Annotated in this window: 24 protein-coding genes; 11 read left to right on the plus strand and 13 right to left on the minus strand. The window is 39.6% G+C overall.

Features of this window, described 5'->3' with window-relative positions; all coding sequences use genetic code 11:
• Window positions 1-43: 43 nt before the first annotated feature.
• Complete coding sequence (locus tag PISS_RS11050; protein ID WP_033104097.1) at window positions 44-1,333, plus strand: HAMP domain-containing sensor histidine kinase; 1,290 nt, start codon at window positions 44-46, stop codon at window positions 1,331-1,333.
• Between the two features lie 204 nt (window positions 1,334-1,537).
• The gene (locus tag PISS_RS11055) at window positions 1,538-2,893 is read left to right on the plus strand and encodes a sodium-dependent transporter (RefSeq protein WP_024602058.1); all 1,356 of its coding nucleotides are present in this window, start codon (window positions 1,538-1,540) and stop codon (window positions 2,891-2,893) included.
• A gap of 54 nt (window positions 2,894-2,947) precedes the next feature.
• On the opposite strand, the gene PISS_RS11060 is transcribed toward PISS_RS11055, so the two are convergent.
• Complete coding sequence (locus tag PISS_RS11060; protein ID WP_058155075.1) at window positions 2,948-3,391, minus strand: GNAT family N-acetyltransferase; 444 nt, start codon at window positions 3,389-3,391, stop codon at window positions 2,948-2,950.
• Between the two features lie 49 nt (window positions 3,392-3,440).
• On the minus strand, window positions 3,441-4,184 hold the full coding sequence (locus PISS_RS11065) for a sporulation protein (protein ID WP_013465509.1): 744 nt from the start codon (window positions 4,182-4,184) through the stop codon (window positions 3,441-3,443).
• Between the two features lie 309 nt (window positions 4,185-4,493).
• Between PISS_RS11065 and PISS_RS11070 the strand changes: the two genes are divergently transcribed.
• Complete coding sequence (locus PISS_RS11070) at window positions 4,494-6,065, plus strand: cation:proton antiporter family protein (RefSeq protein ID WP_024602056.1); 1,572 nt, start codon at window positions 4,494-4,496, stop codon at window positions 6,063-6,065.
• 287 nt (window positions 6,066-6,352) lie between these two features.
• Window positions 6,353-6,574 carry a DUF3820 family protein gene (locus PISS_RS11075; protein ID WP_013465512.1) on the plus strand — a complete coding sequence of 74 codons (222 nt, stop codon included), beginning with the start codon at window positions 6,353-6,355 and terminating at the stop codon, window positions 6,572-6,574.
• A 109-nt stretch (window positions 6,575-6,683) separates the two neighbouring features.
• Here the strand turns inward: PISS_RS11075 and PISS_RS11080 are convergent, their stop codons facing one another.
• From PISS_RS11080 to ilvY, 6 genes are all read right to left on the minus strand, one after another.
• The gene (locus PISS_RS11080) at window positions 6,684-7,916 is read right to left on the minus strand and encodes an ATP-binding protein (protein WP_028834009.1); all 1,233 of its coding nucleotides are present in this window, start codon (window positions 7,914-7,916) and stop codon (window positions 6,684-6,686) included.
• A gap of 26 nt (window positions 7,917-7,942) precedes the next feature.
• A complete protein-coding gene (locus PISS_RS11085) occupies window positions 7,943-8,635 on the minus strand; it encodes a response regulator (RefSeq protein WP_013465514.1) in 693 nt (230 codons plus the stop codon).
• A gap of 14 nt (window positions 8,636-8,649) precedes the next feature.
• The gene (locus PISS_RS11090) at window positions 8,650-9,015 is read right to left on the minus strand and encodes a DUF3019 domain-containing protein (RefSeq protein ID WP_028834008.1); all 366 of its coding nucleotides are present in this window, start codon (window positions 9,013-9,015) and stop codon (window positions 8,650-8,652) included.
• A gap of 13 nt (window positions 9,016-9,028) precedes the next feature.
• A complete protein-coding gene (locus PISS_RS11095; RefSeq protein ID WP_083494661.1) occupies window positions 9,029-9,829 on the minus strand; it encodes a MipA/OmpV family protein in 801 nt (266 codons plus the stop codon).
• Window positions 9,830-9,979: 150 nt separating this feature from the next.
• Entirely contained in the window at window positions 9,980-11,026 is a 1,047-nt protein-coding gene (locus PISS_RS11100) for a GGDEF domain-containing protein (RefSeq protein WP_013465517.1), read from the minus strand.
• A 90-nt stretch (window positions 11,027-11,116) separates the two neighbouring features.
• Window positions 11,117-12,022, minus strand: coding sequence for an HTH-type transcriptional activator IlvY (ilvY, locus tag PISS_RS11105; protein WP_013465518.1), 906 nt, complete (start codon window positions 12,020-12,022; stop codon window positions 11,117-11,119).
• A gap of 137 nt (window positions 12,023-12,159) precedes the next feature.
• On the opposite strand from ilvY, the gene ilvC reads away from it, so the two are divergent.
• The 4 genes from ilvC to PISS_RS11125 all read left to right on the plus strand — a co-directional run bounded on the left by ilvC (window position 12,160) and on the right by PISS_RS11125 (window position 17,889).
• Window positions 12,160-13,632, plus strand: coding sequence for a ketol-acid reductoisomerase (gene ilvC, locus PISS_RS11110; RefSeq protein WP_013465519.1), 1,473 nt, complete (start codon window positions 12,160-12,162; stop codon window positions 13,630-13,632).
• A 155-nt stretch (window positions 13,633-13,787) separates the two neighbouring features.
• A complete protein-coding gene (locus PISS_RS11115; RefSeq protein WP_058155079.1) occupies window positions 13,788-15,707 on the plus strand; it encodes a methyl-accepting chemotaxis protein in 1,920 nt (639 codons plus the stop codon).
• A 78-nt stretch (window positions 15,708-15,785) separates the two neighbouring features.
• Window positions 15,786-16,976 carry a tetratricopeptide repeat protein gene (locus PISS_RS11120; protein WP_058155081.1) on the plus strand — a complete coding sequence of 397 codons (1,191 nt, stop codon included), beginning with the start codon at window positions 15,786-15,788 and terminating at the stop codon, window positions 16,974-16,976.
• Between the two features lie 193 nt (window positions 16,977-17,169).
• On the plus strand, window positions 17,170-17,889 hold the full coding sequence (locus PISS_RS11125) for a M28 family peptidase (RefSeq protein ID WP_257720504.1): 720 nt from the start codon (window positions 17,170-17,172) through the stop codon (window positions 17,887-17,889).
• On the opposite strand, the gene PISS_RS11130 is transcribed toward PISS_RS11125, so the two are convergent.
• Window positions 17,835-18,176 carry a GIY-YIG nuclease family protein gene (locus tag PISS_RS11130; protein ID WP_024602045.1) on the minus strand — a complete coding sequence of 114 codons (342 nt, stop codon included), beginning with the start codon at window positions 18,174-18,176 and terminating at the stop codon, window positions 17,835-17,837. The genes PISS_RS11125 and PISS_RS11130 overlap by 55 nt on opposite strands.
• Window positions 18,177-18,282: 106 nt before the next feature.
• Between PISS_RS11130 and PISS_RS11135 the strand changes: the two genes are divergently transcribed.
• The gene (locus tag PISS_RS11135; protein ID WP_013465523.1) at window positions 18,283-18,642 is read left to right on the plus strand and encodes an outer membrane protein assembly factor BamE; all 360 of its coding nucleotides are present in this window, start codon (window positions 18,283-18,285) and stop codon (window positions 18,640-18,642) included.
• Window positions 18,643-18,692: 50 nt separating this feature from the next.
• Here PISS_RS11135 and PISS_RS11140 read toward each other — a convergent pair whose 3' ends face one another.
• Both PISS_RS11140 and PISS_RS11145 read right to left on the minus strand, forming a co-directional pair.
• Window positions 18,693-19,016: an RnfH family protein gene (locus tag PISS_RS11140; RefSeq protein ID WP_013465524.1), complete on the minus strand. Its 324-nt coding sequence runs from the start codon at window positions 19,014-19,016 to the stop codon at window positions 18,693-18,695.
• Window positions 19,013-19,453 carry a type II toxin-antitoxin system RatA family toxin gene (locus tag PISS_RS11145; protein ID WP_013465525.1) on the minus strand — a complete coding sequence of 147 codons (441 nt, stop codon included), beginning with the start codon at window positions 19,451-19,453 and terminating at the stop codon, window positions 19,013-19,015. Before PISS_RS11145 ends, PISS_RS11140 begins: the two co-directional genes overlap by 4 nt.
• Before the next feature lie 148 nt (window positions 19,454-19,601).
• Here PISS_RS11145 and smpB point away from each other — a divergent pair, with 148 nt between their 5' ends.
• Both smpB and PISS_RS11155 read left to right on the plus strand, forming a co-directional pair.
• Window positions 19,602-20,081: an SsrA-binding protein SmpB gene (gene smpB / locus PISS_RS11150; RefSeq protein ID WP_013465526.1), complete on the plus strand. Its 480-nt coding sequence runs from the start codon at window positions 19,602-19,604 to the stop codon at window positions 20,079-20,081.
• Window positions 20,082-20,369: 288 nt separating this feature from the next.
• Complete coding sequence (locus PISS_RS11155; protein WP_033104092.1) at window positions 20,370-22,964, plus strand: TonB-dependent receptor; 2,595 nt, start codon at window positions 20,370-20,372, stop codon at window positions 22,962-22,964.
• Window positions 22,965-23,023: 59 nt separating this feature from the next.
• Here PISS_RS11155 and PISS_RS11160 read toward each other — a convergent pair whose 3' ends face one another.
• Window positions 23,024-23,629, minus strand: a complete 606-nt coding sequence (locus PISS_RS11160) for a peroxiredoxin (RefSeq protein WP_008109095.1) — start codon at window positions 23,627-23,629, stop codon at window positions 23,024-23,026.
• Window positions 23,630-23,865: 236 nt separating this feature from the next.
• Complete coding sequence (fadR, locus tag PISS_RS11165) at window positions 23,866-24,579, minus strand: fatty acid metabolism transcriptional regulator FadR (protein ID WP_008109093.1); 714 nt, start codon at window positions 24,577-24,579, stop codon at window positions 23,866-23,868.
• Window positions 24,580-24,770: the final 191 nt, after the last annotated feature.

The raw sequence follows: 24,770 nt of genomic DNA on the forward strand, positions 1-24,770 counted from the left end.
AAAAGTCACTTCAATACACCCAGCCTATTATGGAATAGCATCAATGAAAAAGTTTTATATTTCACTACTAGGCAGTGCGCTGCTTTCAATTATTGTTTTAGGTTGGCTTATTGATGCATTTAGCCAACAAGCGCATGCGCCTTTGGATGAGTTTAGCGTTCAAAGCCAGATTATTGTCGGGTTAAGTAAACAGCTCACGGCGCTTAAACCCGATGCTCGCCCGCAACAAGTAACAAAGCTCGCCGCTGACTTTGACCTTATACTTAACTACAAATTAAATCAGTCGCTGGCACTGCCCTTAGCGCTATTAGATAAAATGCAAACCCAAGGCGGATTAATACTCGAAGACGAGCAAGGCTTTTATATGCTCTACACAAATGATGAGTTAAGTCCTTATCATTTAACCATGCGTTTAGATAAACCCTATGAGGCCACACAACGAAACGATATTATTTTAACGCTATTATTTTACACTGGCTTATGTGTTTTTATGGGTTTTATTATTACCCCTTTAGCAAAGCGCCTTACGGTGTTAAACGAAGCAGCAAAGCAATTTGCATCTGGTAATGTTAAAGCGCGTATTACCCCCTCTCGATTTACCTATATAAAAGATGTGGAACTGACCTTTAACCGTATGGCGAGTCAAATTGAAAAGCTAGTTGCTGAAAACAAGCTAATGGCCTCCAGCTTATCGCATGATATTAGAACTCCAATTGCTTGCTTACGCTTTGGTGTCGACGCCGCTCTTGATAGTCATGACGAGAGTAAAATAAAGCATTATTTAACTCGCATGGAAACCGACTTAGACCATATGGAGTCAATGCTAAAAAGCTATTTAACGTTTGCTACTTTAGAGCAAAATGCGAATAAGCTTACTTACTCATCAGCAAACCTTAAACAATACCTAAGTGATATTGTATTGCAACTTGAGCCTAGAATAACCTCTCGCTCGCTTAATATTTCTTTAGAATGTGATGATCATACCGTTTATGCTGACTTACATTGGCTGGCAAGAGCAATCACCAACTTAATTAATAATGCCTGCGACTTTGCAAATCACAGCATTCAAGTAACCGCTTCAGTACAAGAACGTTTTCTGGTGGTGAACATCGCCGACGACGGACCAGGCATTGCTCAAGAAAATAATCATAAAGTATTTAGCCCATTTTTTCGTGAACGCAGCCACCGTAATCGCAGTGATAATAGTTATGGCTTGGGGTTAGCAATCGTCGCCAAAGTTGCCGATTGGCATCATGGCACCGTAAAAGTGAGTAAAAGTGAACGGCTCTCAGGCGCCTGTTTCACATTAACCATCGCTCAGTTTGAACATTAATCAACAATGCAAAGATGCTCAATACAGCTGATAAACGAAATATAATTAAAAAAATTGTGCTATTTATAATCAAAATACGCACGTGTTATTTATACAGCTAAATAAAACGCAATAATTGTGCAACAGAGACAAATAAGCACTTTTTATTTAATTACAATTCCAGTAGATTGTCACGGCGTCGAAAAAATAGAGAAGCAGAATAATATGAGTGCAGTAAGAGGTGAGTTTAGCTCCCGCTTTGGTTTTATAATGGCTGCGGCAGGATCAGCTGTTGGCTTGGGTAATATTTGGGGTTTTCCGACTCAAACAGCAAGTAATGGGGGCGCTGCATTTTTAGTCGCGTATTTAGTACTGGCTTTCTTTTTAGCCTACCCCGCTTTAATGGCAGAACTGATGATAGGTCGCCATGGGCAAGCTAATGCGGTCTCTTCATTAACTAAATTAACCACGCGACCATGGCAAAAGCAATTTGCCTTTGCTGTCGGTTTTGGTGGTATTTTATGTGCTGGATTTATTTTAAGTTTTTATGCCATTGTTGCCGGTTGGATGTTAAGTGCCACTTTAGAACCGGTAACCACATTGGTCGGCGCTGATGCCGCCTCTTTATGGTTAAGTGAGCAATCGCTTACTCGTAATATTCTTTTCACTGTTTTATTTATTATTTTAACTGTTGCTATTATCAGCCGCGGTGTAGAAAACGGCATCGAAAAATGGTCTAAACGCTTAATGCCCGCTCTGCTCGGTATCTTGTTTGCCCTAATTGCCTACGTGATGACTCAAGAAGGCGCTGTTGAGGGGTTAAAAGCTTACTTAGTCCCTGACTTTTCTTCTATTTTTGACCCTACATTGTTAGTGAGTGCCTTAGGCCAAGCTTTCTTTTCATTGTCACTGGGCACCAGTGTGATGATTATATATGGCTCATATATCAGTAAAAAAGAAAACCTTGTGTCCCTTGGCGCGTATGTAACCTTAATTGATGTGTTTATAGCGTTTGTAGCGGGTTTATTGATCATCCCTGCTATGTACGTGGCACAAGCGCAAGGTGTTGAAATATTCTCTGCAACTACAGGTAAACTTCTCTCTGAAGATACTCTCGTATTTCAGGTATTGCCTGCCTTATTTGATGGCATGGGTGGTGTAGGTTTATTTGTTGGCTTTGCTTTTTTTGCATTGATGAGTATTGCCGCACTAACTTCATCTATTTCCATGTTAGAAGCGCCAGTGTCGTACACGGTAGAGCGCTTTGCGATGAAACGTGTTCAAGCAACGTGGTTAATAGGCGCTTTAATTGCCATAGTGAGCATTACCATTGTGTGTAACCTAGGCACTTTATTTGGCTTAGTGATCACCCTAACAACCAAAGTTGCACAACCTTTATTAGGGCTTATGTGCTGTATATTTGTAGGTTGGATCTGGTACAGATCGTCACTACTTAAAGCGATTCAACAAGGTAACCCTGAGGTGCATAATACGTTATTTTGGAAGATATGGCCTTGGTATACTAAGTTTGTATGCCCTATTGCCATTAGCTTAGTATTTTTACATTCCCTACTAAGCTAGTTAAAAGATGCATAAAAAAGGCCCACATCAGTGGGCCTTTTTAGTGGAGCAATATTACTGCTTTAAAATCATATCCTGATGGGGTATGCCATCTTCTATATATTCATCACCAACACATTCAAAACCGAATGAGCGATAAAAATTCAGTAGGTAGGTTTGTGCGCCAATATAAATATCGCGAGTCGGCCATTGCGCCTTACAGCATGCTATTGCTTCATTGACTAACTGTTTGCCTAATCCAGAACTTCGCTGTGATTGAGCAACCAATACACGCCCTATCGCACTGTACTGAGCATCTTTTTCATAACAACGGGCATAGGCATGCACCGATAGCCCATCAAGTAAATAGACATGACGTGTAGAGTCTGCGATATCGTGATCATCAAGTTCGGGGTAAGGACATGCTTGTTCTACAACGAATACATCGACACGTTCACGCATGATTGAAAATAGGGTTTGGGAGTCGAGCGCAGAGAATGGCTCACATTTAAACGCCATTTAAACACCTTTTTTATTGCTGGGGCTGCTTAAAGCCCCTATCACTTTGTTAAGCAAATAACCGTTCTAGCTGATCACATAACTGCGATAAATTAACATGGTCATGCTCTATGGTTAAATCAACATAGCCATCACTTCTAAATGCTCTGTCTAATTCAATCAATACATGGGTTTTATGTGCTTCAGGAATAAACGACAACTCTATTTCTTTTATGCCAAACAAACTGCGGCTATTAGGCTGATACTCAAGCTCTTGATAACACCCCGACACAGATTGAAAAGTAGGAGCACGTAAATGGCCTTGCTCTACATCGGCTTTAACTAAACTAAAACCAAGCTTTTCCATCGCTTGCATGCATGTTTTAACCGCCTCATTAGGATAAATGTGTAAATGGTCTTTATCTGTTGGATCAAGCGCAAGGTCAATATCAAGGCCTGTTTCTAACCATACATAAGATTGGTTATAACCTGCATTAATTTCGGTTATAGGCGTTTCTGAGTGTAAACGGGCTTCAAACGGAATAGTTCTTACCTCACCGGGCTCAATAATACCAATATCGGTAATGCGCCACTGGTCAATCACATGATTAGTGAAATAATCACCGTCTTCACTCGCCACTTTTACACGGGTAACTAACATTAAGTCTAAACCGGTAATTTCTTGGCTCACATCACCTGCAGTAATTACAATTTGCGCGTTAAATAATTGCCCCGGCTGAAGATGCTCGGTCTCTAAAATAGTATCTACTTTGGCGGCACCAATGCCTACCGATGCTAAAATCTTTTTAAACATATTTTCTCCTTAAGCTAAGCAACTCTAATGTTTGCTTACGCTTAAACTCCTTCGTTATGGCATCTTAACCACATTTAAAAGCTCTTGTCAGCGAAAAACTGCTATTTACATGCTGTTTACCATAAAACTAGCCATATATGTGCATTTTTTATACATTGAAGCTACTTTACCTCTGCATAAACTGACAGTAGCAATCATTTGATAAATACTCACTATCACGTAACTAACTGCGTTAAATAAGTAGATTAATTGTCAATAAGCATTGTTTTTCGCTACACTACAGTGCCTAAAAAAGTGGTATTAATAACTATGGAACTAATTTATTTTGCTACCGCCTTCGTCTGCGGTTTTGGTATATACCAGCTAAAATTGCCGCCACTTATCGGCTTTCTTATGGCTGGATTTATTCTTAATTTAGCGGGTTATAAAAGCACGGAACTGCTGGAAACAATTGCATCTTTAGGGGTTACACTGCTACTTTTTAGTATTGGCCTCAAGCTTAAAATTTCAAATTTAATAAAACCTCAAGTCTGGGCTCCGGCCACCTTACATATTATTCTAAGCAGCGCTTTATTTAGTGGCTTTATGCTACTACTGGGTGTTTTTGCACTGCCATTATTCGTCGATTTAAGTTGGCAAAGTGCGCTGTTAGTTGGTTTTGCTCTGAGCTTTTCAAGCACCGTATTTGCGGTAAAAGTTCTTGAAGAGCGCGGTGAAATGGCAAGCCTGCACGGTAAAATAGCCATTGGTATTTTAGTTATGCAGGATATATTTGCGGTTATATTTTTAGCGGTCAGTACCGGTAAGTTGCCGAATATTTGGGCCTTAGGGTTAATTATTGCCTTACCTTTATTTCGCCCTGTTATGTACTGGGTGTTAAACCGCTCTAAACATGGTGAGTTACTGCCGCTATTTGGGTTTTTCTTTGCCTTAGTAGCAGGTTATAACGCCTTTGAATTTGCAGGTCTCAAAGGTGATTTAGGTGCTTTGATTGTAGGTATGATGTTCGCACCACACAAAAAAGCCGGTGAATTGTCTAAGTCATTGCTTAGCCTAAAAGATATATTGCTAGTTGGCTTTTTCCTAAGCATTGGTTTAAGTGCAGAGCTTACTGCCCACTCCTTAGTCGTCGCTTTAGTGCTGGTATTAATTATTCCAATTAAAACCCTGCTTTATTACATACTAACCAACCTATTTAAACTTCGTGCGCGTACCTCTTTGTTAACAGCATTTAGCCTAGCTAACTTTAGCGAATTTGGTTTGATTGTGTGTGCAGTTGCCGCATCTACCGGCATGGTTACCTCTGAGTGGCTTGCTGTTATTGCGATTGCGGTGTCGATCACCTTTGTAATTGCTTCTCCTTTAAATAAACGCTCTAACGAGCTATACGTTAAAATTGAACGCTTTTTATTAAAGTTTGAAAGCAAAACCCGCTTAGCTGAAGAGCTCCCAGTAAACTTAAATGACACAAAAATTGTTATTTTTGGCATGGGTAGAATTGGCACAGGTGCCTATGAAACAATAAACGCAACTCATCCGGATGTTGTTGCAGGTATTGATATTAAGCCTGAGGTAGTTGATAAGCATGTAAAGCGAGGTCGCCGAGTATTAATTGCCGATGCCACCGATCCTGATTTTTGGCAACGTGTTAACCACTCCCACGTTGAAATGGTAATGCTAGCTATGCCTAAGCACATGCAAAATATTTTTGCCTTAGAGCAATTACAAGCATCGGGTTATAAAGGACAAGTAACGGCGATTGCCAACTACCCCGATCAGCAAAAAGAATTAGAAGAAATGGGAATAGACTCTACTTACAACTTTTACTTAGAAGCAGGTAGCGGTTTTGCAGAGCATGTAAAGCAAACCCTGTTTCCTTAATAGGGTTTAGATGCAAATAGATTGCATTTACATTCCTTTACATCTGCGTATTTTATTGGTTTAAAAATAAGGTAAAATGTCTGTGTTGGTTTAGTAAAGCTAATACCTAAGTGTGTATTTAAATAAAATATACACAACTGGACCCCTTGCTTTTAATTAACCAATAAGATTCTCAAATTAGAGGGCCTACTCCCTCTATCAATAGGCTGTTACTTGCCCGTTACAGCCTATTTTATTTCTTTATTATCCCTTACACTTAACACCTCTACTCATAAAAGATGTCAATAATGGATCCTCAACAACTTAAAGTCGCCATTAATACCATTATGCCGTTTGGTAAATATGCGGGACGCCCCTTACTTTTGCTGCCTGAGCCTTATTTAGTGTGGTTTAAACAGCAAGGCTTTCCTAAAAGCAAGCTCGGCTCTCAACTTGCAATGATGTACGAAGTGAAGCTTAATGGTTTAGAGCAAATGTTGATGCCATTACTAGAAAAAAATAGTAAATAAATAGAACTTTTCTATAAGTGGCCTGTCTATCTATTTGCTACTTGTTGATTTTTTGGTTTTAAACCGCAAAAAAGCGCCTTTAAGGCGCTTTTTTATTGTTTGGGATTTACTAGTCTAAGCTAATAATAAACTTAACCCCACCCAGTGTAGAGTCTTCAATCGTGCACTGCCCTTTATGCCATGACACAATTTTACTCACTATCGCCAACCCTAACCCAAACCCACCGGTTTTTTTATCACGACTTTTATCTAAGCGCGTAAACGGCTTAAATACTTTTTCGCGCTCAGAGAAGGCAATACCAGGGCCATCATCTTCAACCACTAGCAGTAACTTTTCATCGGCAGTACTTAAACTAATATGTACACTTTTCGAGGCATGTTTAAGTGCATTACTGATTAAGTTTTGCAGCACCCGCGACATAAAATGACTATCGCATAAGTAAATAAATTGAGTGGGGAGCGTTGTTGTTAGTTTAATACGGGTATCAAAGTTTACTTTTTCAATATTAGTTTTAATTAATGCAACGATATCGCAAGGGGCTAATTGTAGACTAGGTTGCTGTGTATCTAAACGGGCGTATTCCAACATTTCAGATACCAAGGACTCCAGTTCATGAATATCCATTTGCATGTCAGATAAATACTGCTGTGCTTTGGTATCGTGAGTTTTATCCTCGAGTATTGCAATAGCAAACTTCAACCGCGCTAATGGCGTTCTAAATTCATGAGATACAGAAGAGGTGAGCTCTTGCTGAGCACTCAGTAAAAACTCAATACGTTGCTGCATTACTTGCAATGTATCGGTGATGGGTAAGAAGAATGACTTTGAGCCATGGCTTAATTGAAAGTCTTGCGAGCCACCCACTGCCTCGCATGCATGACTCAGCTTTGCAAAGTCTCGCCACAACAAAAAGCTCCACAAACCTATTGGTAAACTTATAATAAACAACACCAGTAAATACGGTAACACAGTCCCTGAGCTGCTGTGTTTAACACCTACAGGGCCTACTTGTAGCAATTGTGAATTATTTAGCGTTACATACCAAACGATACGCTGCTGTTTATCATATAAATAAAGGTAATGGTTTTGAAATAGTTGTGCTTGCTGTTCAGGTGGGAGCACTAGATCTTGCTGGGCAATGACTTGGCTATCAAAATTATGTTTAAGCTGCTCAAGCCCATCTGGGGTTTGTGAAAGCAGCCATAAAGACTGCCCGAATTCGTCATCTAACAATACACTTTGCTGAGATTCATCATAGGGCCAAAACTGCTCTATGACACCACTAACAATAAACAAAGAGGCAATAATATACACGTAAAGGCTTATAAATAGCTTTCCCATTAACCTAGCCTAACACCTTGCATTTATTACATATCCCACGCATCTGATACAAATAAATAGCCTTGCCCCCATACCGTTTTAATACGGTATGGTTTATCACTATTATCACCGAGCTTTTTACGAATGCGTGATACACGAACATCCACCGTGCGGTCTAACCCGTCGTACTCACGCCCTATCATATGTTGATGGACATGCTCTCGACTGAGCACTTCACCAGCATTTGAAGCCAATAACCACAGCAATTCAAATTCATGAGAAGTCAGGACAATTTCAACACCGCTTAGCTTTACAATGCGGCTGGTTTTATCTATTGATAAGTCACCAAATTGAAGTTCTTCAATCGCTTTAACACTTGGCTGTCCACGGCGAAGCAATGCACTAATTCGAGCAAGAAGTACACGCGGCTCTGCTGGTTTTATAACGTAGTCGTCAGCCCCGAGTTCTAAGCCTATGACTTGATCGAAGTCTTCACCCTTTGCTGTCAGCATTAAGATAGGGAGAGTGTATTTGTCACGTACTTGTCGACATACGCTAAAGCCATCTTTTCCTGGCAACATTACATCTAAAATGATCAAGTCGACGTGGTTTTCACTAAGATAAGGGAACACTTCGTCACCGCGTTCTAAAACGTCAACTTCTAAGCCATTATGCTCAAGATAGTCTTTGGTTAATTGTTGCAACCCTAAATCATCTTCAACAAGTAATATCTTTGGCATTTACTGCTCCTAAATTAAAAAAAGCTCCAAGGTGAGCGTAGCCGATGTTTTTTCTTAGCGTATGCGGTTTGCACTTCTATTTGCACACTCGCTAACGATACACCTGTATGGGGATTAATCAGGGAGTATATGGTCTCCACCTGAACACGCGCTTTATAACTAAGTTGGCCTTTTTTGACACCTTGCCAGCATTGTAATTGTGTATCTTGTTGGTATAAACATACATCGCTAGCGGCTGACAGTTGCCACTTAAATTTTAACTCAAGATCACAAAATTCTTGTTGTTCGGAAACCACACAGACTTTGGGTGATACGTTAAGTGAAGAGGCTTTTGCAACGCTAGCGTTGCTAAAAAATGAAGCTGCAAGCACAACCAACATAAAACACTTCATATTAAAATGTATGTTCGAATCCTATAAAGGCGGTCATTGAATAGTCATGTTCAAAAAGCGGGCTGCTATCCATTGCTGAATAATCATAATAGGCTAAATGAAAACGAAGCGCGTTGACTCCATCTACAGGCCAACGGGCGTCGATTTTAGCATAAGGTTGCCAACTACTACCAACTTCTATTTCACCGTAAATAGATTCAGCGCTATTTAAACCATAAAAATAGTTATTTAGTTGGGCTGATTTGTAATTAACGCCTAACGTCGACTTTAACGTTAATTGCTTAAACTCATGATGATATTGCCATTGCAACGATCCCCTATAGCCATTATAAACGCTGTTTACATCATGCAATAATTGCGCAGAAAATACTTGCTGCTGCTTTACAAAAAAATAGCTGATACCGGCATCAAGTGCGACTCGTCTTTTTTGTATATTATTTATGTTTACTTCACGCGGTGAATCAGTGTGTAGCGATTCTAATATCTCGTTCTCAGCGGTTGTTTTAAAGGGGAAAATATTTTGTGGATGCCAATCAATAAAAAAGCGTGACTCAGGGTTAATTTCTGACACAAAACTAACGTTATGTTGTTTGCTTTGTAAAAAAGAATAACCAAGACGGCCATTATCAAAAAACCAATTTTGACCATAATAAGCCACTTGCGGAATAACAACTAAGGGGATGTTATCTGCACCATACAGAGGATTTGTGATCACCCCAGCACCAACACTCACACTAAGATTAAGCTCATCAGTGGATATATGTTGCTGCTTCTGAGCAATCGCATTAGTGCTTAATAGCACTAATAACAGGCATGTGTTTATTCTCAGATGGAACCGCATGAAGTTAATCGCTAGTTTATAAAGTGGCTTTGACCCTATAGTAGCAAGTAGTATGAACACAAGCTCTAGAGGGTTACAATCATTAACAAATTTGATACAAACAGAACACGTTTACATATCGGCCGCTATTTCGACCCGATTACGACCATGGGTTTTAGCTAAATAAAGTGCTCTATCTGCCTTTTCAACTAATAAACAGCTTTTACTAAAAGGCTCCATTAAAGCAATGCCGAAACTGGCTGAAATATTACGTTTATTATTACTGTCTTCTTTTTTACGAATCGTCAATTTGGCAATGCTCAAACGAAGCTGATTACAAAATGCCATCGCATCATTAATGCTTTCAAAGTAACCCGTAATACAAAATTCTTCACCACCAAAACGATAAGCTCTGTATTGCTCTTGTACACTATTTTGCACTTTTTGAGCGACTAGCTTGAGTACCTCATCGCCTTTTTGATGGCCAAAATCGTCATTAAAACGTTTAAAATGATCAATATCGAACATAATCAACACCGCTAATTTACCGTGTTCATTTTGTGAAGAGGCGTTCAAACAAAACTCAACAATGTCTGTATCAAACTTACCGCGATTAAATAATCCGGTTAAGGAATCTTTATCAACCGCTTCTTGGGTCACGCTAAGCGCTTCTTTTAAATCTTTAATTTCGTTGTACGCTTGCGCTAATTTGGTTTGGAATCCACGGGCGTAATCTTGCATCGCAATTGATTCGTCAGTTAGGCGCTCAACGCAAGAAAGGATCTCATTAAATGAGTTAATACTAGAGAGCGTTTTTAATTCATTTTGTGAATCAACTAACGAGGTAGTAAAGCTTTTCGAATATTGAATGGAGTCACTAAGATCAAACTGCATTTGCTCTACGGTGCCATGAAACCTTTCAGACATTTGTTGAAAAAATGCAAGCTCTTCGTCATTAATATGCTTATTAAAAATTTCTTGGGCGGTTTGAGCTGAACACGTATTGTGCAAAGAGATGACTTTATCAAGCTCTGTGTTTAGTTGTGGGTTGTCGCCCTGTACATAACAGTACCAAATAGCATAATTTATTGGCGTTACAGGCATTTTGTATTTAACCATCAACGGAATGGCTTTTTTTAAACACTGGGCAGAATGAGCAAGTGAAACCGTATTATCCATAATTAAAACTCTTAGACATCACAACAAGGATGTTAATAAACACATAAATATTAGCGATCTATATTAACAGTTTTTTATCATCCAACAAACCTATATTATGTTTTCCCCCATATTTTGTGCAATATTCCAAAGCGCACTAATAGCAGGGTCGTTTAGTTCTTTATGTAATACCGCCAAACCAATTTTAAACCCCTGTGGTGGCTCGCCTTTATACTCTAAAACCTGAACCTTATCGTTTAGCGGACTATTATCGAGTACAATTTTTGGGATCATGGCCACGCCTAACCCTAAACTCACCATAGATACCATAGCTTCATGCCCTGCCACTTGCGCGTAAATTTTTCCTTGCACATTATTTTTTCGCCACCACTGCTCCAACCTTTGCCGTGAAAATCCTTGTTCAGCAACAATAAATTCAAGCTCAGACCAATCAATAGTTTCGCTACTAGTGGCTAATTTTTCTGTGATCGGACATTGAATAGTGGGCGCAATTAATACCAATGGCGAGTAGCCAATATCTACAAATGCAATTTGTGCAGGTAATTTACTGGGTCTGGCTGCAATGGCCATAGATTCATGTCCATCTAACACTCGGTTAATAGCCAAGGCGGGATCGCCCGTATTTAAGGTAATTTCAATATGCTGATGCTGAGCTCTCAGTTGCTCTAAAATATGATGCAAAAAACTGTAAGACGCGGTAACGGAGCAATAAAGGCTCACATTGCCATAAATATGTTGTTGCGGTTCGTTTAAATTAGCCTTAAAGCGCTGCCAATTATTAAGCGTAGCACTGGCATACTCCTTAAATGCAACGCCTTCGCGGGTAAGCTTTACACTGCGATTATCTCGCTGGAATAACATCACCCCTACTTCATCTTCTAACTGCTTAATATTACGACTTAAAGTGGGCGCACTTACATGACATAACTCACTGGCACGAGAGAAATGAAGCGTTTTTGCCAACGCCAAAAAGTAATTTAAATGCTTATGATCCATAACAACACCAGTATTTCATATTATGAAACACTTTAATTCAAATATATCATTTTACGCAAGAAAAGATTTTCCATATTGTTATTCCAAGCAAAGCAAAAGCAATGCATCTAACAAACTGAATTAATAGGAAACTTATCATGGCAAATTATTTTAATAGCTTACCTTTACGCGAACAATTAGCGCAATTGGCACAATGTGAATTTATGGGCGCAGACGAATTTAACGACGGTGTTGCTGCACTTAAAGGTAAAAAATTGGTAATTGTAGGCTGTGGCGCACAGGGCCTAAATCAAGGCTTAAACTTACGTGATTCTGGTTTAGATGTAGCCTATACACTGCGTGATTCAGCCATTGCTGAGCGTCGTCAGTCATTCTTAAATGCATCTGACAATGGTTTTAAAGTGGGTACATATGAAGAGTTAATCCCAACAGCCGATGTAGTACTTAACTTAACACCTGATAAACAACATACTGCAGTTGTTAATGCCATCATGCCATTAATGAAACACGGCTCAACCCTTGCCTATTCACATGGCTTTAATATTGTTGAAGAAGGCATGCAAGTTCGTGAAGACATTACCGTTATTATGGTTGCACCAAAATGCCCGGGGTCAGAAGTACGTGAAGAGTATAAACGCGGCTTTGGCGTACCTACATTAATTGCGGTTCACCCAGAGAATGATCCTCAGGGCCATGGCTTGGCACAAGCAAAAGCCTATGCAGCAGGTACAGGTGGTCATCGCGCGGGGGTACTTAAATCATCATTTATCGCTGAAGTGAAATCTGATCTGATGGGCGAGCAAACCATTTTATGTGGCATGCTACAAACTGGCTCTATTTTATGTTTTGACAAAATGATTGAAAAAGGAATTGATGCCGGTTACGCCTCAAAACTTATTCAATATGGCTGGGAAGTGATCACAGAAGCACTTAAATATGGCGGTGTAACAAACATGCTTGACCGCTTATCAAACCCTGCAAAGGTTAAAGCGTTTGAGCTAAGTGAAGAGCTTAAAGTGATTATGCGTCCTCTTTATAACAAACACCAAGATGACATTATCGATGGCACATTTTCACGTGTAATGATGGAAGACTGGGCAAATGATGACGCTAACTTACTAAAATGGCGTGCTGAAACTGCAGAAACTCATTTTGAAAAAACCCCTGCAGGCGATGTAGAAATTGCTGAGCAAGAATTTTTTGACCACGGTATTTTAATGGTGGCAATGGTAAAAGCGGGTGTAGAACTGGCATTTGAAACCATGACAGCGGCCGGTATTATTGCAGAATCTGCCTATTATGAGTCACTGCATGAAACGCCGCTGATAGCCAATACTATTGCACGCAAAAAGTTATTTGAAATGAACCGCACTATTTCAGATACCGCTGAGTACGGCTGCTATTTATATAACCATGCCTGTTTGCCGCTTCTACAAGAATTTATGCAAGGTATTGATACTGATGTTATTGGTAAAGGCTTAAATGAGCAAAGTAATCAAGTTGATAACCAAACTTTAATTCAAATAAATACGGCTCTACGTGAGCACCCTGTTGAGAAAGTAGGCGCAAAATTACGCGGCTACATGTCTGCAATGAAAAAAATAGTTTAACCCAAGGGTCCTAGAACTTTCACTTGTTAGAAACCAAGCCCACTTGCATTTTGCTGTGGGCTTTTTTAAGTGCAAATTAATCATCAATAGCTGAAAATAAATAATGTGCTAAAATAATTCCCCTCATTGCCTCAGTTGTAAATATAAGCACTATCATGACGATACAAAATCTCTCTATTACTCAAAAAATAACAGCCCTTGGAAGCATTATTGCTATTTGTGTTGCTGTATTAATTGGTTTGACGTCTTTGCATAACTCAAAGAATATTATTGAGCAACGCATGATCGAATCTGAACTGCCAAGTAAATTGCAAACAATCAGTAATCATATTGGTGGGGAGATCAATGAACTTCTTGGTGCAGCACAGCAGCTTTCGGCAAATACCTTTATTTTAGATTGGGCAAATGCTGGCAACAACAACGACACGCTATTACTTAAAGAGCTCAATCGTTTGGTTGATCAATACGATCTTGCCACGGCTTCGTGGGCGAATAAAAACACTGCACAATATTGGAATCAAGATGGCTTTTTACGTGTTTTAAAAAATGATGCCGCAGATGGCTGGTTTTTTGCTTTTACACAATCAAAGCAACCTTACTCAATTAGTATTTATCAAGAGTCTGAAAACGATGTAAAAATGTTTGTTAACCACCAACAACCTAATGGTTTAGGCTTGGCAGGCTTAGCAAAAAGCATTACAGATATGCAAAAGCTGCTACAACAATTTAAAATTGAGCAATCAGGGTTTGTGTTTATTGCCGATAAAAACGGATTAATTCAGTTACATAAAGATGCAGACAAAGTCGCTAAGGTTAATATAGATAGTATTTACAGCGCTAATATTCATAACAAATTACTTAGTAAAAACGGCTTCGCTTTAGAGGAAGTAAATATCAACGGGCAAGCCACACTCATTGCAGCCACACCGATTAAAAACACTGACTTATTTGTCTTAGCTCAAGTCCCAAAAAGCGAAGTATTTTCTAGTGTAAATACCCTAAAGTGGCAAATATTCACTTTCACTATCATCACTGCGCTAATCGCAAGCGTGATCAGTTACTTATTAGCTCGCTCTTTAGCTTCACCGTTATCAACAATGGCTGAGCTATTTTCGCGCTTAGGCCGTGGCGATGCAAATTTAGCCTATCGCTTACCAACATCTCCCCAACCTGAGCTAAATAATTTAACCACCGGCTTTAATCAATTTATTGAAAAAATAGAAACCGCTATTGTGCAAGTGGCTAATGAGAGCCACGGTATTCGCCACAGCTCAGATCATGTATTTTCGCAAGCCAAGCAAAACTCTTTAGCGCTTGATAAGCAAAAAGAGCAAACTATTTCAGTTGCAGCAGCCATTAATGAAATGGGCGCTACAGTGCAAGAAATAGCGCAAAGTGCTGCCAATGCAGCTAAGTTAACCAACGATAGCCGCGATAACACCAAGCAAAGCCATCAACAAGTGTTACAAAGCCAAACGACAATCTCAGCCCTTGCCAGCGACATTGACGGCATAACCGAGCAAGTTGCTTTACTTTCTAAAAAGACTATTGATATCGCTAGTATTGTGGATTCAATTAGAGGTATATCTGAACAAACCAACTTACTGGCTCTCAATGCAGCCATTGAATCTGCTCGTGCTGGTGAACATGGACGAGGCTTTGCTGTAGTTGCTGATGAAGTAAGAGCGCTTGCAAATCGTACCTCACAATCGACCACTGAAATTCAATCAATGATTGAAGAGCTCACTCATATTTCAGATGACGTTGTCAGCGATATCGGTCAATCAAAAGATAAAGCACAACAAAGCGTAAGCGCAATGCAAAACTCGGTTGAGTTACTTAATACCATTACTGAAACAGCCAATGAAATTAACGATATGGCGACCTTAATTGCCACCGCCACCGAACAGCAAAGTAGCGTTGTGAATGATGTAGGTCGTAGTATTGAGCAAATAAGTGAGATCAGTGATAAATCAATGAGTGAACAAATCAATACAGAACAAGCAATTCGTGATTTAGCCACCAGCGCACAAACACTTGATGCACTCGTTGCTACGTTTAATCAGCAACGTTAAATAGAGTGCTACATTAAAAAATAACCTCTGTACAAAATAACCACTATACTTAAGTGTGTTTTTTGTACAGAGGTGTGTATGAATGCTCTCCAAGGTAAACATTATTTACTGATTGTGTGTCTGCTGGCTCTGTGTGCTTGTAGCACCACAGATAACGCCAATATAAGCGTGCCAATCCCCACTATTACTCCTCCCATGCAATTACAACAGCAGCTGGTAGAGTCTGAGCAACAAATATTTCAACTCGACGATAGCCTCAAACAGCAATTAAATGCTTACGTGCAATCGAGTAAATCAGTTGATGAAATAGCGTATAGCCTACTTAGTTTTTTACTCACAAATGGCGATAGCGCTTTATCTTATCAATCCACCACGACACAAACCGCATCTCAGAGCTATCAAAACTTAAACGCCAATTGCTTGTCACTATCAATTTTAGCATATAGTTTAGCTGAGCATTTAGGGCTTAAAGCTCGCTTTCAAAAAGTACACATTCCGGAGTATTGGTCTCTAAATCAGGGATTTAATTTACTCACGGGGCACATCAACCTTGCCATAGACAATAAAACGAAACTCAAAGACAGCTCACTTGTTTATCAGCGTAATAAGCGTTTAATCATTGATTTTGATCCCAATAGCCGACAAGCCCGTTTTGCAACCTCATTGCTTTCAAAAAAAAGAGTGACCGCCATGTTTTATAATAATAAAGGGGGTGAGGCACTGGTAAATAAACACTATGATTTAGCGTTTAGCTATTTCAAAGCAGCAATCAATACGGACGCTTCATTTAGTGCTAGCTGGGGCAATTTAGGGGTACTCTTTAAACAATTAGATGGTTTAAAGCAAGCGGAGCAAATGTATCGCTATGCTATTGCCTTAAATACTGATAATAATACTGCACAAGGTAACTTAGCATTATTATACACACTCACAGATAGAGTGGCCGAAGGCGAAAAGCTATTGGCTGAGCTTGACAAAAAACGCCAAGAAAATCCTTACTATCATATCTCGCTTGGTAACAGTGAGTATGTAAATGGTAATTTTAAAGGCGCAATTAGCCACTATAAAAAAGCGAACGCTATGTCACCAACCTTACATGAAAGCCACTTTGGACTGGCGCGAAGTTACTTTGAGTTAAATAATATAGCTAGGGCGGAATTTCATTTGCGTAAAGCCAGAAAAAAAGCAGACTTTACACATGACAAACAACGCTATGATAATAAACTCATCGCATTAAAATCACTTATCGTTAAGGCGAATCATTATTAAATTATTTAGCTTAACCTGCATTGTATTTTTTATAAGTTGGAGTGGACTCTCAAAGCCGATTGAGCCGCAGTTATTCACTGATTTAACAACGCTAACCAGCTCTAAATTAGCAGGCAGAAAAACGAATAGTCACTCGGCTTTACTCACCAGAGAATATTTAAAAGCACGCTTTAAAGAGCATCAACTGACGGTTATAGAACAACCTTTTACTTATCCATCAGGGCTGTTTTCTAAGGCGCAAGGCGTAAATATTGTTGCGACCAAAACAGCAAAAAATTTGCCTGTTATTGTTATTACAGCGCATTACGACCATTTAGGCCTAAAAGCCGGAAAATTACACCCTGGCGCTAACGATAATGCCTCGGGTGTTGCCGCATTACTATACTTATCGAACGCTTTAAAGGTGCAATCATCCTATGGTTTTGTGTTTGTTGCAACAGACGCTGAAGAAAACGGTTTACACGGCAGTGAGCACTTTGCCAAAACAATGCGCCAGTTCCCTGTTGCTTTAAATATTAACTTAGATATGTTGGCAATTAAAAAATCGCATAAGCGGTTATACGCGCTAACAAGTCGTTCGTTAAAAAACCAACTCACTCCACTATTTAGCCAAATAAAAAATACGAGTGTCGAATTAAAGCCCGTTTACTCATCACGAAAAATGAGTCGACTCACCAACACGAAACAAATAGACTGGCACAGAGCCAGCGACCATTATTCATTCGCTAAACAGAAAATTCCGTATGTGTACTTTTCGATGGGCGCCGATAACTATCATCACACAGCAAAAGATACGCTCGAAAATATTAATACTGCTCTTTATCAAGAAGCAGTATTGCTAATTGAGGCATTTATTAATCAGCTTTTGACAAACCCTGAGGTATTCAGTCCCCCTTTAAAAGCAGCAACGTAAGCCTCTTTTTTTGCCCGTGGAAGTTTTTTAATCGCATATTCTAATTTACTTGCGTCGCTTTTAGTCCCAACTTGTTGCTGATGAATGAGCACCAGCGGTCCTTTCCCTTTGAGGTTTTTTGCCCCTTTACCCGCTTGGTGCGTTGCTAAACGACGCGCTACATCAACTGTAATACCGGTATACCAATGACCAAGCCGTGTTTGCACAATATACAGTGACCAAACAGCCGGTTTACTTTTACTATTGCACAACTCATCGTTTAAACTTTTTTGATTATTAATGGTCAAAACCTCGCCTTAACGCGCTAAACAAAAACAATTACTCAAAAGGGTTTTACCTTGAGTGACTAATCGGTATCATGTAGATTATAAAAAATAAGGATCACAACTAACAATGCAGTCGTTAAAAACTTTTTCTCTTTGGCTTATCGTCGCTTTAACGCTTAGTTCAGCCGCAGGTTGTTCTAGCTGGGTGTACAGAATCAACATCCCTCAAGGTAACTTTTTAGAACAATCAGACGTTGATAAGCTTCGCGTTAATATGACTCGCGAGCAAGTAATTTATGTACTAGGCAGACCGATTGCCGAAGACGCCTTCGATAAAAATACTTGGCGTTACGTTTACAGCTTTAATAAAGGGCGCGCTAATGAACAATATAAATCATTAGTATTAAACTTTGAAAATGAAAAGTTGGTAACGGTCTCTGGTGACTATGAGCAACCAGAAAACTTTACAACCCCTTTAGAGCAATAAGCCATTTGGGTTTAATTGAAAAAGGTGAGCATGGCTCACCTTTTTTGTATCTAACGATCTAACGGTCGGCCACCGGTTACTTTATTTGCGCGGCCCTCTTCTTTGGCTTTTTCGGCGCGCTTTCTGCGGGCATCTTTAGGGTCGGCAATTAATGGGCGGTAAATTTCAACTCTATCGCCGTCTTTAAGCTCATGATTAAGCTTTACCGTTCTGTTCCATACACCTAAAGTTAAAGCGGTTGCATCAATCTCAGGGCACTTCTTAATAATACCTGACTGGATCACTGCTTGCTCTGCGGTGGTACCTTGGAATACCTCTATATTTAGCGTGGTTGCTTTCGTTGGCAACGCAAACACAATTTCAATATTGATCATGCACGCTCTCCATATACCGCTTTTGCACGTTGAGTAAAGGCACTCACCATATTTTTAGCCACATCATTAAAAATTTTACCAAACGCAAGTTCTATTAACTTACTAGAAAATTCAAAGTCTAGCTGTAAATGTACTTTGCACGCATGTGCATCTAATTGCTGAAAATGCCAACGACCTTGTAAGGTTTTAAAAGGCCCATCGACCAAGCGAAGCATCACTGTTTGCTCATCAATTAGCGTATTTTCAGTGGTAAACCATTTTTTTATACCGGCTTTAGATATTTCTAAACTGGCGGTCATGTTATTATCATGCTGCTTAATAATTTTTGAGTCTGAACAATTAGGTAAAAACTGCGAATAAGCTTCTACATCATTGACTAGATCAAACATCTCTTTAGTGCTGTACATAACCAGCGCACTTTTTTCTATTTGTGGCATACTCACTCCCAACTGTGTGCAGGAATTTTAGCAAGCTTTGTGCGTTTCCCCAAACTTTCATCGCGCTTAAATGAATCCTTCGCTTTTGCATGTATAATTTAAAAAAATCGATGTAAAACATCTCGTATAACGTATATTATAGGGCACTATGGCTAAGAAAAATTCATCAAAATCGACAAGTAATACCATCGCGCTAAATAAAAAAGCGCGACACGAGTATTTTTTACACGACAAGTTTGAAGCAGGTATTGAACTCCAAGGCTGGGAAGTAAAAAGTATCCGAGCAGGTAAAGTAAATATCTCTGAAACTTATATTCATCTTAAAAACGGTGAAGCGTTTTTATTAGGCAGCACAATCCAGCCTTTAAATAGTGCATCAACCCATGTTATTTGCGACCCGCTGCGTTATCGTAAATTATTGCTCAGCAGACGTGAACTTGACCGTTTGGTAGGTGCAACCGAGCGTGATGGTTATTCATTAATTGCCACAGCTATGTATTGGAAAAAATGCTGGGTAAAGCTTGAATTCCATTTAGCGAAAGGTAAGAAAATGCATGACAAACGTGAAGACGGTAAAAATAAAGATTGGTCCCGTGAAAAAGAACGCTTAATGAAACATAAAGTTTAAATGAAAAAGCCTAACATCATGTTAGGCTTTTTTTTGCTAAATTTTTAGGAAAATACAAATTATTACAAATTAAAGTCGCTCGGCGTTTTGTTTATCAATAATAACTAAATCACGTTACAGCGCCAAATAGCGAGCATCCTATCGTTTACCTTTATTGAGAAAATCAGTACATATTAGTGCAGATAACAAAATCATCTTTGTGGCCAATTGATAACAGTTAAGTTACATGGTATTAATAATTCGACTTGTAAAACAAGTAAATTATAACATATCAACAAGGACTTAAGGATGAAGCAATCAATTGCATTTACACCGAGCTTAATCATCGGTGCTACTATCGCATTGTCAGCAGGTTTTAGTACAACGACTTATGCTGCACAGCAAACTGCAGAAAAAGTAGAACGTATTCAAGTAACAGGCTCTCGTATCAAACGTTCGGACATCGAAGGCCCGTCTCCAGTACAATCCATTAATAAAGAAGACATCGAAAACATGGGTTATGACAACCTACAACAGCTTCTTGAAAGAATGCCTGTTGCAGGTAATGGTACTTTTTCAACCCGTGGTAATAACCAAGACTCAACCGCAAATGGCTCAGCTGCCGTCAGCCTTCGAGGCTTAGGCGCCGATGCTACCTTGGTACTTATTAATGGTCGTCGTGTTGCAATCAGCGCATTTGCTGAAGGGATCACCAACTCATTCGTTGATATCAACAGTATTCCTGTTTCAGCAATCGAACGTATTGATATTTTAAAAGATGGCGCCTCAGCAATCTATGGCTCTGATGCTGTAGCGGGTGTTGTAAACGTTATCTTGAAAAAAGATATTGACGGTATTGAAGTAAACTTAGGTTACGGCGGCACAGATGGCCCTAACTATGAAGAAACTACAGCCAGTATTGTTTGGGGTACTACTAGTGCAAAAAGTAGCGCATCCGTTATTATTGATTACTTTAAAAACACCTCTTTATCATCAGATGAAATGGGGCGTTTAGGTACTGCTAATCAATCTCCATATGGCGGTGAAGATTTCCGTTCATCACGTGGCTTCCCTGGCTACTTCTATGTTGATGGCGTTAAAACAATAGACCCTGCGTGTCCTGCAGAAAATGCAACATCAAGTGGCAGTTGTTTATTTGACTATGGTCCATTTGGCTATATTGCACCGGCATCAGAACGTGTAGGTGCTATTTCACAATTTGAATACCGCTTTGATAATGGCATAACGGGCTTCTTAGAAATGGCCGTTCAGCATAACAGCTCAATTGCAGCAGGTGCCCCAACGCCACTTGATGAAGATGCGGGCTTAACAGTACCAGGTAGTCACCCTAATAACCCATTCGGCCAAGATATTGAAATAGGTCGTTACAGAACCGTAGATGCGGGTGCGCGCCAATGGGATATCGAATCAGACACATTACGTTTTGTTGCTGGTTTAAAAGGTGAAATAAACGATTGGAGCTGGGAAACAGCGGTACAAAAAGGACGTAGTAAGTCATTACAAACTGGGGATCGCTCACAAGGTTGGGTACGCACCGACTTCTTACAACAAGAAATTGATGCCGGTAACTACAACCCATTTGGCGGCACTTACAACGATCCGGCCGTAATTGATAGAATTACTACGAGTTTGGTTCGTCAAGGCGAGTCTCATATGACGTCGTTCGATGCTAACATTTCAGGTGAAGCATTTAGCTTTGGTGATGATGTTGTCATGATGGCGGCCGGTATTGAATACCGCGAAGAGGACGTAACGGATACGCCAGATGATCAATTCCAACGAGGATTAATCTTTGGTACCGAGTCTGTGTCAGCTGCAGCAGAGCGTGACCAATACGCTGCCTATGTAGAGTTTTCAATTCCACTTGCTGAGAACTTAGAGCTACAACTTGCTGGTCGTTACGATGATTACAGTGACTTTGGTACCACAACCAATCCTAAAGTCGCTTTACGCTGGGCACCTACTGATGAAATCACAGTGCGTGGTTCTTGGGCACAAGGCTTTAGAGCACCGTCACTTGCACAAGTAGGTTTAGGGCCATCTCAAGAGAGCCAGTTCTTTATCGATAATTACCGTTGTGACGCAACAGGTAAAGATTGTGATGCACTAGATTACAACATTGAATTTGCTGGTAATCCTGACTTAGAGGCTGAAGAGTCTGAATCTTGGAACGTCGGCTTTATTTGGGCACCTACAACTGACTTTGGTTTGAGTGTAGATGTATGGAGTATCACCCAAGACAATAAAATTGATGAGCAAGAGTTTGGTCCAATTTACAACTCAGAGTGTAATAACCAAAACAGTACCGTATGTGTTCGCTTACCTCCTTCAGGTACGGACAGTTTAGGGACTATTCAAAAGATTTTCAGTACTTTTGAAAACGTGTCATCACAAGAAGTTTCGGGCGTTGATATTTCAGCAAACTACAATCACTCACTGGATGATTTAGGCTTACTAAAATTCAATTTAGAATGGGCTTACCAAGATAAATTTGAAAAAGACGGCCGCGATTATACCGGCGAATATGGCTACCCAGAGCATCGCTGGATTTTCTCAACTAACTGGGAAATTGGTCAGTTCAACACAAACATGAACATTAGTTATGTAGGTGAGTTTGAAGATACGCCAGATATCGACTTCGATGGTAACTTAGACTTCGATAGTAATACATCGCGTACTGTTGATTCACAAGTACTGGTAGATTTACAAACATCATACCGTATTACTGAGTCAGCAAAGGTATCGCTAGGTGTGAACAACTTATTTGATGAAGAGCCACCGTTTGCAATTGGTGACGGTGATTCAGATCTGTATGGTTACGCATCGGGTGTACACAACCCTCGTGGTCGTTACATTTACACTAAAGTTAGCTTTTCGTTTTAATTTAAAATAATAAAAAACCGCCATTTTGGCGGTTTTTTTTCTTAAACTAAAGGGCTAAATTATAGCTCGCCTTCGTTTTCAGATAAGAATTTAGCAACGCCTTCAGGGCTTGCGTCCATTCCTTTTTTACCTTCAGTCCAACCAGCAGGACATACTTCACCGTGCTCGCTGTGGAATGCTAGTGCATCAACCATACGGATCATTTCGTCGATGTTACGACCCAGTGGTAAATCGTTCACTACTTGGTGACGTACGTTACCTTCTTCATCGATTAGGAAAGAACCACGAAATGCAACGCCCGCTTCTGGGTGCTCAACGTCGTATGCTTTACAGATTTCGTGTTTAACGTCTGCAACTAGTGCGTATTGAACTTTACCAATACCGCCGTCTGCTACAGCCGTGTTACGCCATGCGTTGTGTGAGAATTGTGAATCGATAGAAACACCAATTACTTCTACGCCACGTTTTTGGAATTCTGCATAACGCTTATCAAAAGCAATAAGCTCAGAAGGACATACAAATGTGAAATCTAGTGGGTAGAAAAAGATTACTGCTTTTTTACCTTTGATTTTTTCGTGAAGGTTATAGCTATCTACAATCTCACCGTTACCTAGAACAGCTGCAGCGGTAAAGTCTGGTGCCTGACGGCCTACTAATACACCCATTTTATTCTCCAAATATTTTGAGTTTATTGTCAATTGCTTACGCAATACTGATTACTAATATGGGCACTAATTTTAAAATTACAATAGCAACCATATTTAATTAAACATTATTCTATGGCTATCAAAAATAAATTAACAATCGTATTTATAGATAGCACCGTTCTAAAATAGCGAACGCTTGATAAATGGACTGATTTTTAATCATAAAAAAACCTGCTTTAAGCAGGTTCTTTTTACTAATCCATAATATCGCTAGGCATATCACCGCGAATATGTTGCCATATTTCACCGGTTTGATGACCATATTTACGCATCATGAATATTGCACCATCGTGCTCTTTATTCTCAGCAAGCTTAGTTAAGTCTTTATAAAACTGGCGTGCAAGCTCGCGAGTGCGAGGATCTGAAAAGTAATGGCAGCCAATCTTAGAATAAAAACCTTTAAAGCCATTAAGGATGAGCACATAAATGCGATTGTTACCGGCAACAGCTAATTCATGATGAACTTTATAATCATAATCTGCAAACGCTTGCGCGCTGTCTTCTAATTCATCACTTTGTGATAAAATTTCGATAACACGCTCTGGTGCAAGCTTTATAGCTGCACGGGTATAAATTGCGCTGATATTAGTACGTGCTGAGAGTAACTGATCGGTTAGCTCTGGCATTTTATCTTCATCTAAACGTGCCAGTGTTTCAAGGATATTTAATCCTGAGGTTTCCCAAAAGTTATTAACGCGAGTAGGTTTACCATGTTGTATTGTTAACCAACCGTCCCTAGCTAATCGCTGTAATACTTCTCGTAATGTGGTTCTAGTAACACCAATTAACTCTGAGAGTTCACGCTCAGCAGGCAGAATTGAACCTGGAGGAAAATCACCATTCCAGATTGACTCTACTATGTATTCCTCAGCAAATCCTGCTGGGCTTTTCGCTTTAAAAATTCTCATTCAATTCCTACTCGAATTAATTCACATCACATCGCTACATACGATTAACTGACTGATTGTACCAGACAAGCCACAACTAACAAGTAAAGTAAGTTAAATTACCTAGGTATGTGATTAAAAAGGCAACTTTACTTGTATGATTCGCTAGTTTTACCGATAGGTTTTAAACACAATATGAATGCCAACCTATT

It is taken from the genome of Pseudoalteromonas issachenkonii (genome assembly GCF_002310795.1).
GTDB classification, from domain to species: domain Bacteria; phylum Pseudomonadota; class Gammaproteobacteria; order Enterobacterales; family Alteromonadaceae; genus Pseudoalteromonas; species Pseudoalteromonas tetraodonis.

What these genes read in the sequence shown, in the direction of transcription:
- PISS_RS11050 (WP_033104097.1), top strand. Translation starts at nt 44, where the DNA reads ATGAAAAAGTTTTATATTTCACTACTAGGCAGTGCGCTGCTTTCAATT.
- PISS_RS11055 (WP_024602058.1), top strand. Translation starts at nt 1,538, where the DNA reads ATGAGTGCAGTAAGAGGTGAGTTTAGCTCCCGCTTTGGTTTTATAATG.
- PISS_RS11060 (WP_058155075.1), bottom strand. Translation starts at nt 3,391, where the DNA reads ATGGCGTTTAAATGTGAGCCATTCTCTGCGCTCGACTCCCAAACCCTA.
- PISS_RS11065 (WP_013465509.1), bottom strand. Translation starts at nt 4,184, where the DNA reads ATGTTTAAAAAGATTTTAGCATCGGTAGGCATTGGTGCCGCCAAAGTA.
- PISS_RS11070 (WP_024602056.1), top strand. Translation starts at nt 4,494, where the DNA reads ATGGAACTAATTTATTTTGCTACCGCCTTCGTCTGCGGTTTTGGTATA.
- PISS_RS11075 (WP_013465512.1), top strand. Translation starts at nt 6,353, where the DNA reads ATGGATCCTCAACAACTTAAAGTCGCCATTAATACCATTATGCCGTTT.
- PISS_RS11080 (WP_028834009.1), bottom strand. Translation starts at nt 7,916, where the DNA reads ATGGGAAAGCTATTTATAAGCCTTTACGTGTATATTATTGCCTCTTTG.
- PISS_RS11085 (WP_013465514.1), bottom strand. Translation starts at nt 8,635, where the DNA reads ATGCCAAAGATATTACTTGTTGAAGATGATTTAGGGTTGCAACAATTA.
- PISS_RS11090 (WP_028834008.1), bottom strand. Translation starts at nt 9,015, where the DNA reads ATGTTGGTTGTGCTTGCAGCTTCATTTTTTAGCAACGCTAGCGTTGCA.
- PISS_RS11100 (WP_013465517.1), bottom strand. Translation starts at nt 11,026, where the DNA reads ATGGATAATACGGTTTCACTTGCTCATTCTGCCCAGTGTTTAAAAAAA.
- ilvY (WP_013465518.1), bottom strand. Translation starts at nt 12,022, where the DNA reads ATGGATCATAAGCATTTAAATTACTTTTTGGCGTTGGCAAAAACGCTT.
- ilvC (WP_013465519.1), top strand. Translation starts at nt 12,160, where the DNA reads ATGGCAAATTATTTTAATAGCTTACCTTTACGCGAACAATTAGCGCAA.
- PISS_RS11115 (WP_058155079.1), top strand. Translation starts at nt 13,788, where the DNA reads ATGACGATACAAAATCTCTCTATTACTCAAAAAATAACAGCCCTTGGA.
- PISS_RS11120 (WP_058155081.1), top strand. Translation starts at nt 15,786, where the DNA reads ATGAATGCTCTCCAAGGTAAACATTATTTACTGATTGTGTGTCTGCTG.
- PISS_RS11135 (WP_013465523.1), top strand. Translation starts at nt 18,283, where the DNA reads ATGCAGTCGTTAAAAACTTTTTCTCTTTGGCTTATCGTCGCTTTAACG.
- PISS_RS11140 (WP_013465524.1), bottom strand. Translation starts at nt 19,016, where the DNA reads ATGATCAATATTGAAATTGTGTTTGCGTTGCCAACGAAAGCAACCACG.
- PISS_RS11145 (WP_013465525.1), bottom strand. Translation starts at nt 19,453, where the DNA reads ATGCCACAAATAGAAAAAAGTGCGCTGGTTATGTACAGCACTAAAGAG.
- smpB (WP_013465526.1), top strand. Translation starts at nt 19,602, where the DNA reads ATGGCTAAGAAAAATTCATCAAAATCGACAAGTAATACCATCGCGCTA.
- PISS_RS11155 (WP_033104092.1), top strand. Translation starts at nt 20,370, where the DNA reads ATGAAGCAATCAATTGCATTTACACCGAGCTTAATCATCGGTGCTACT.
- PISS_RS11160 (WP_008109095.1), bottom strand. Translation starts at nt 23,629, where the DNA reads ATGGGTGTATTAGTAGGCCGTCAGGCACCAGACTTTACCGCTGCAGCT.
- fadR (WP_008109093.1), bottom strand. Translation starts at nt 24,579, where the DNA reads ATGAGAATTTTTAAAGCGAAAAGCCCAGCAGGATTTGCTGAGGAATAC.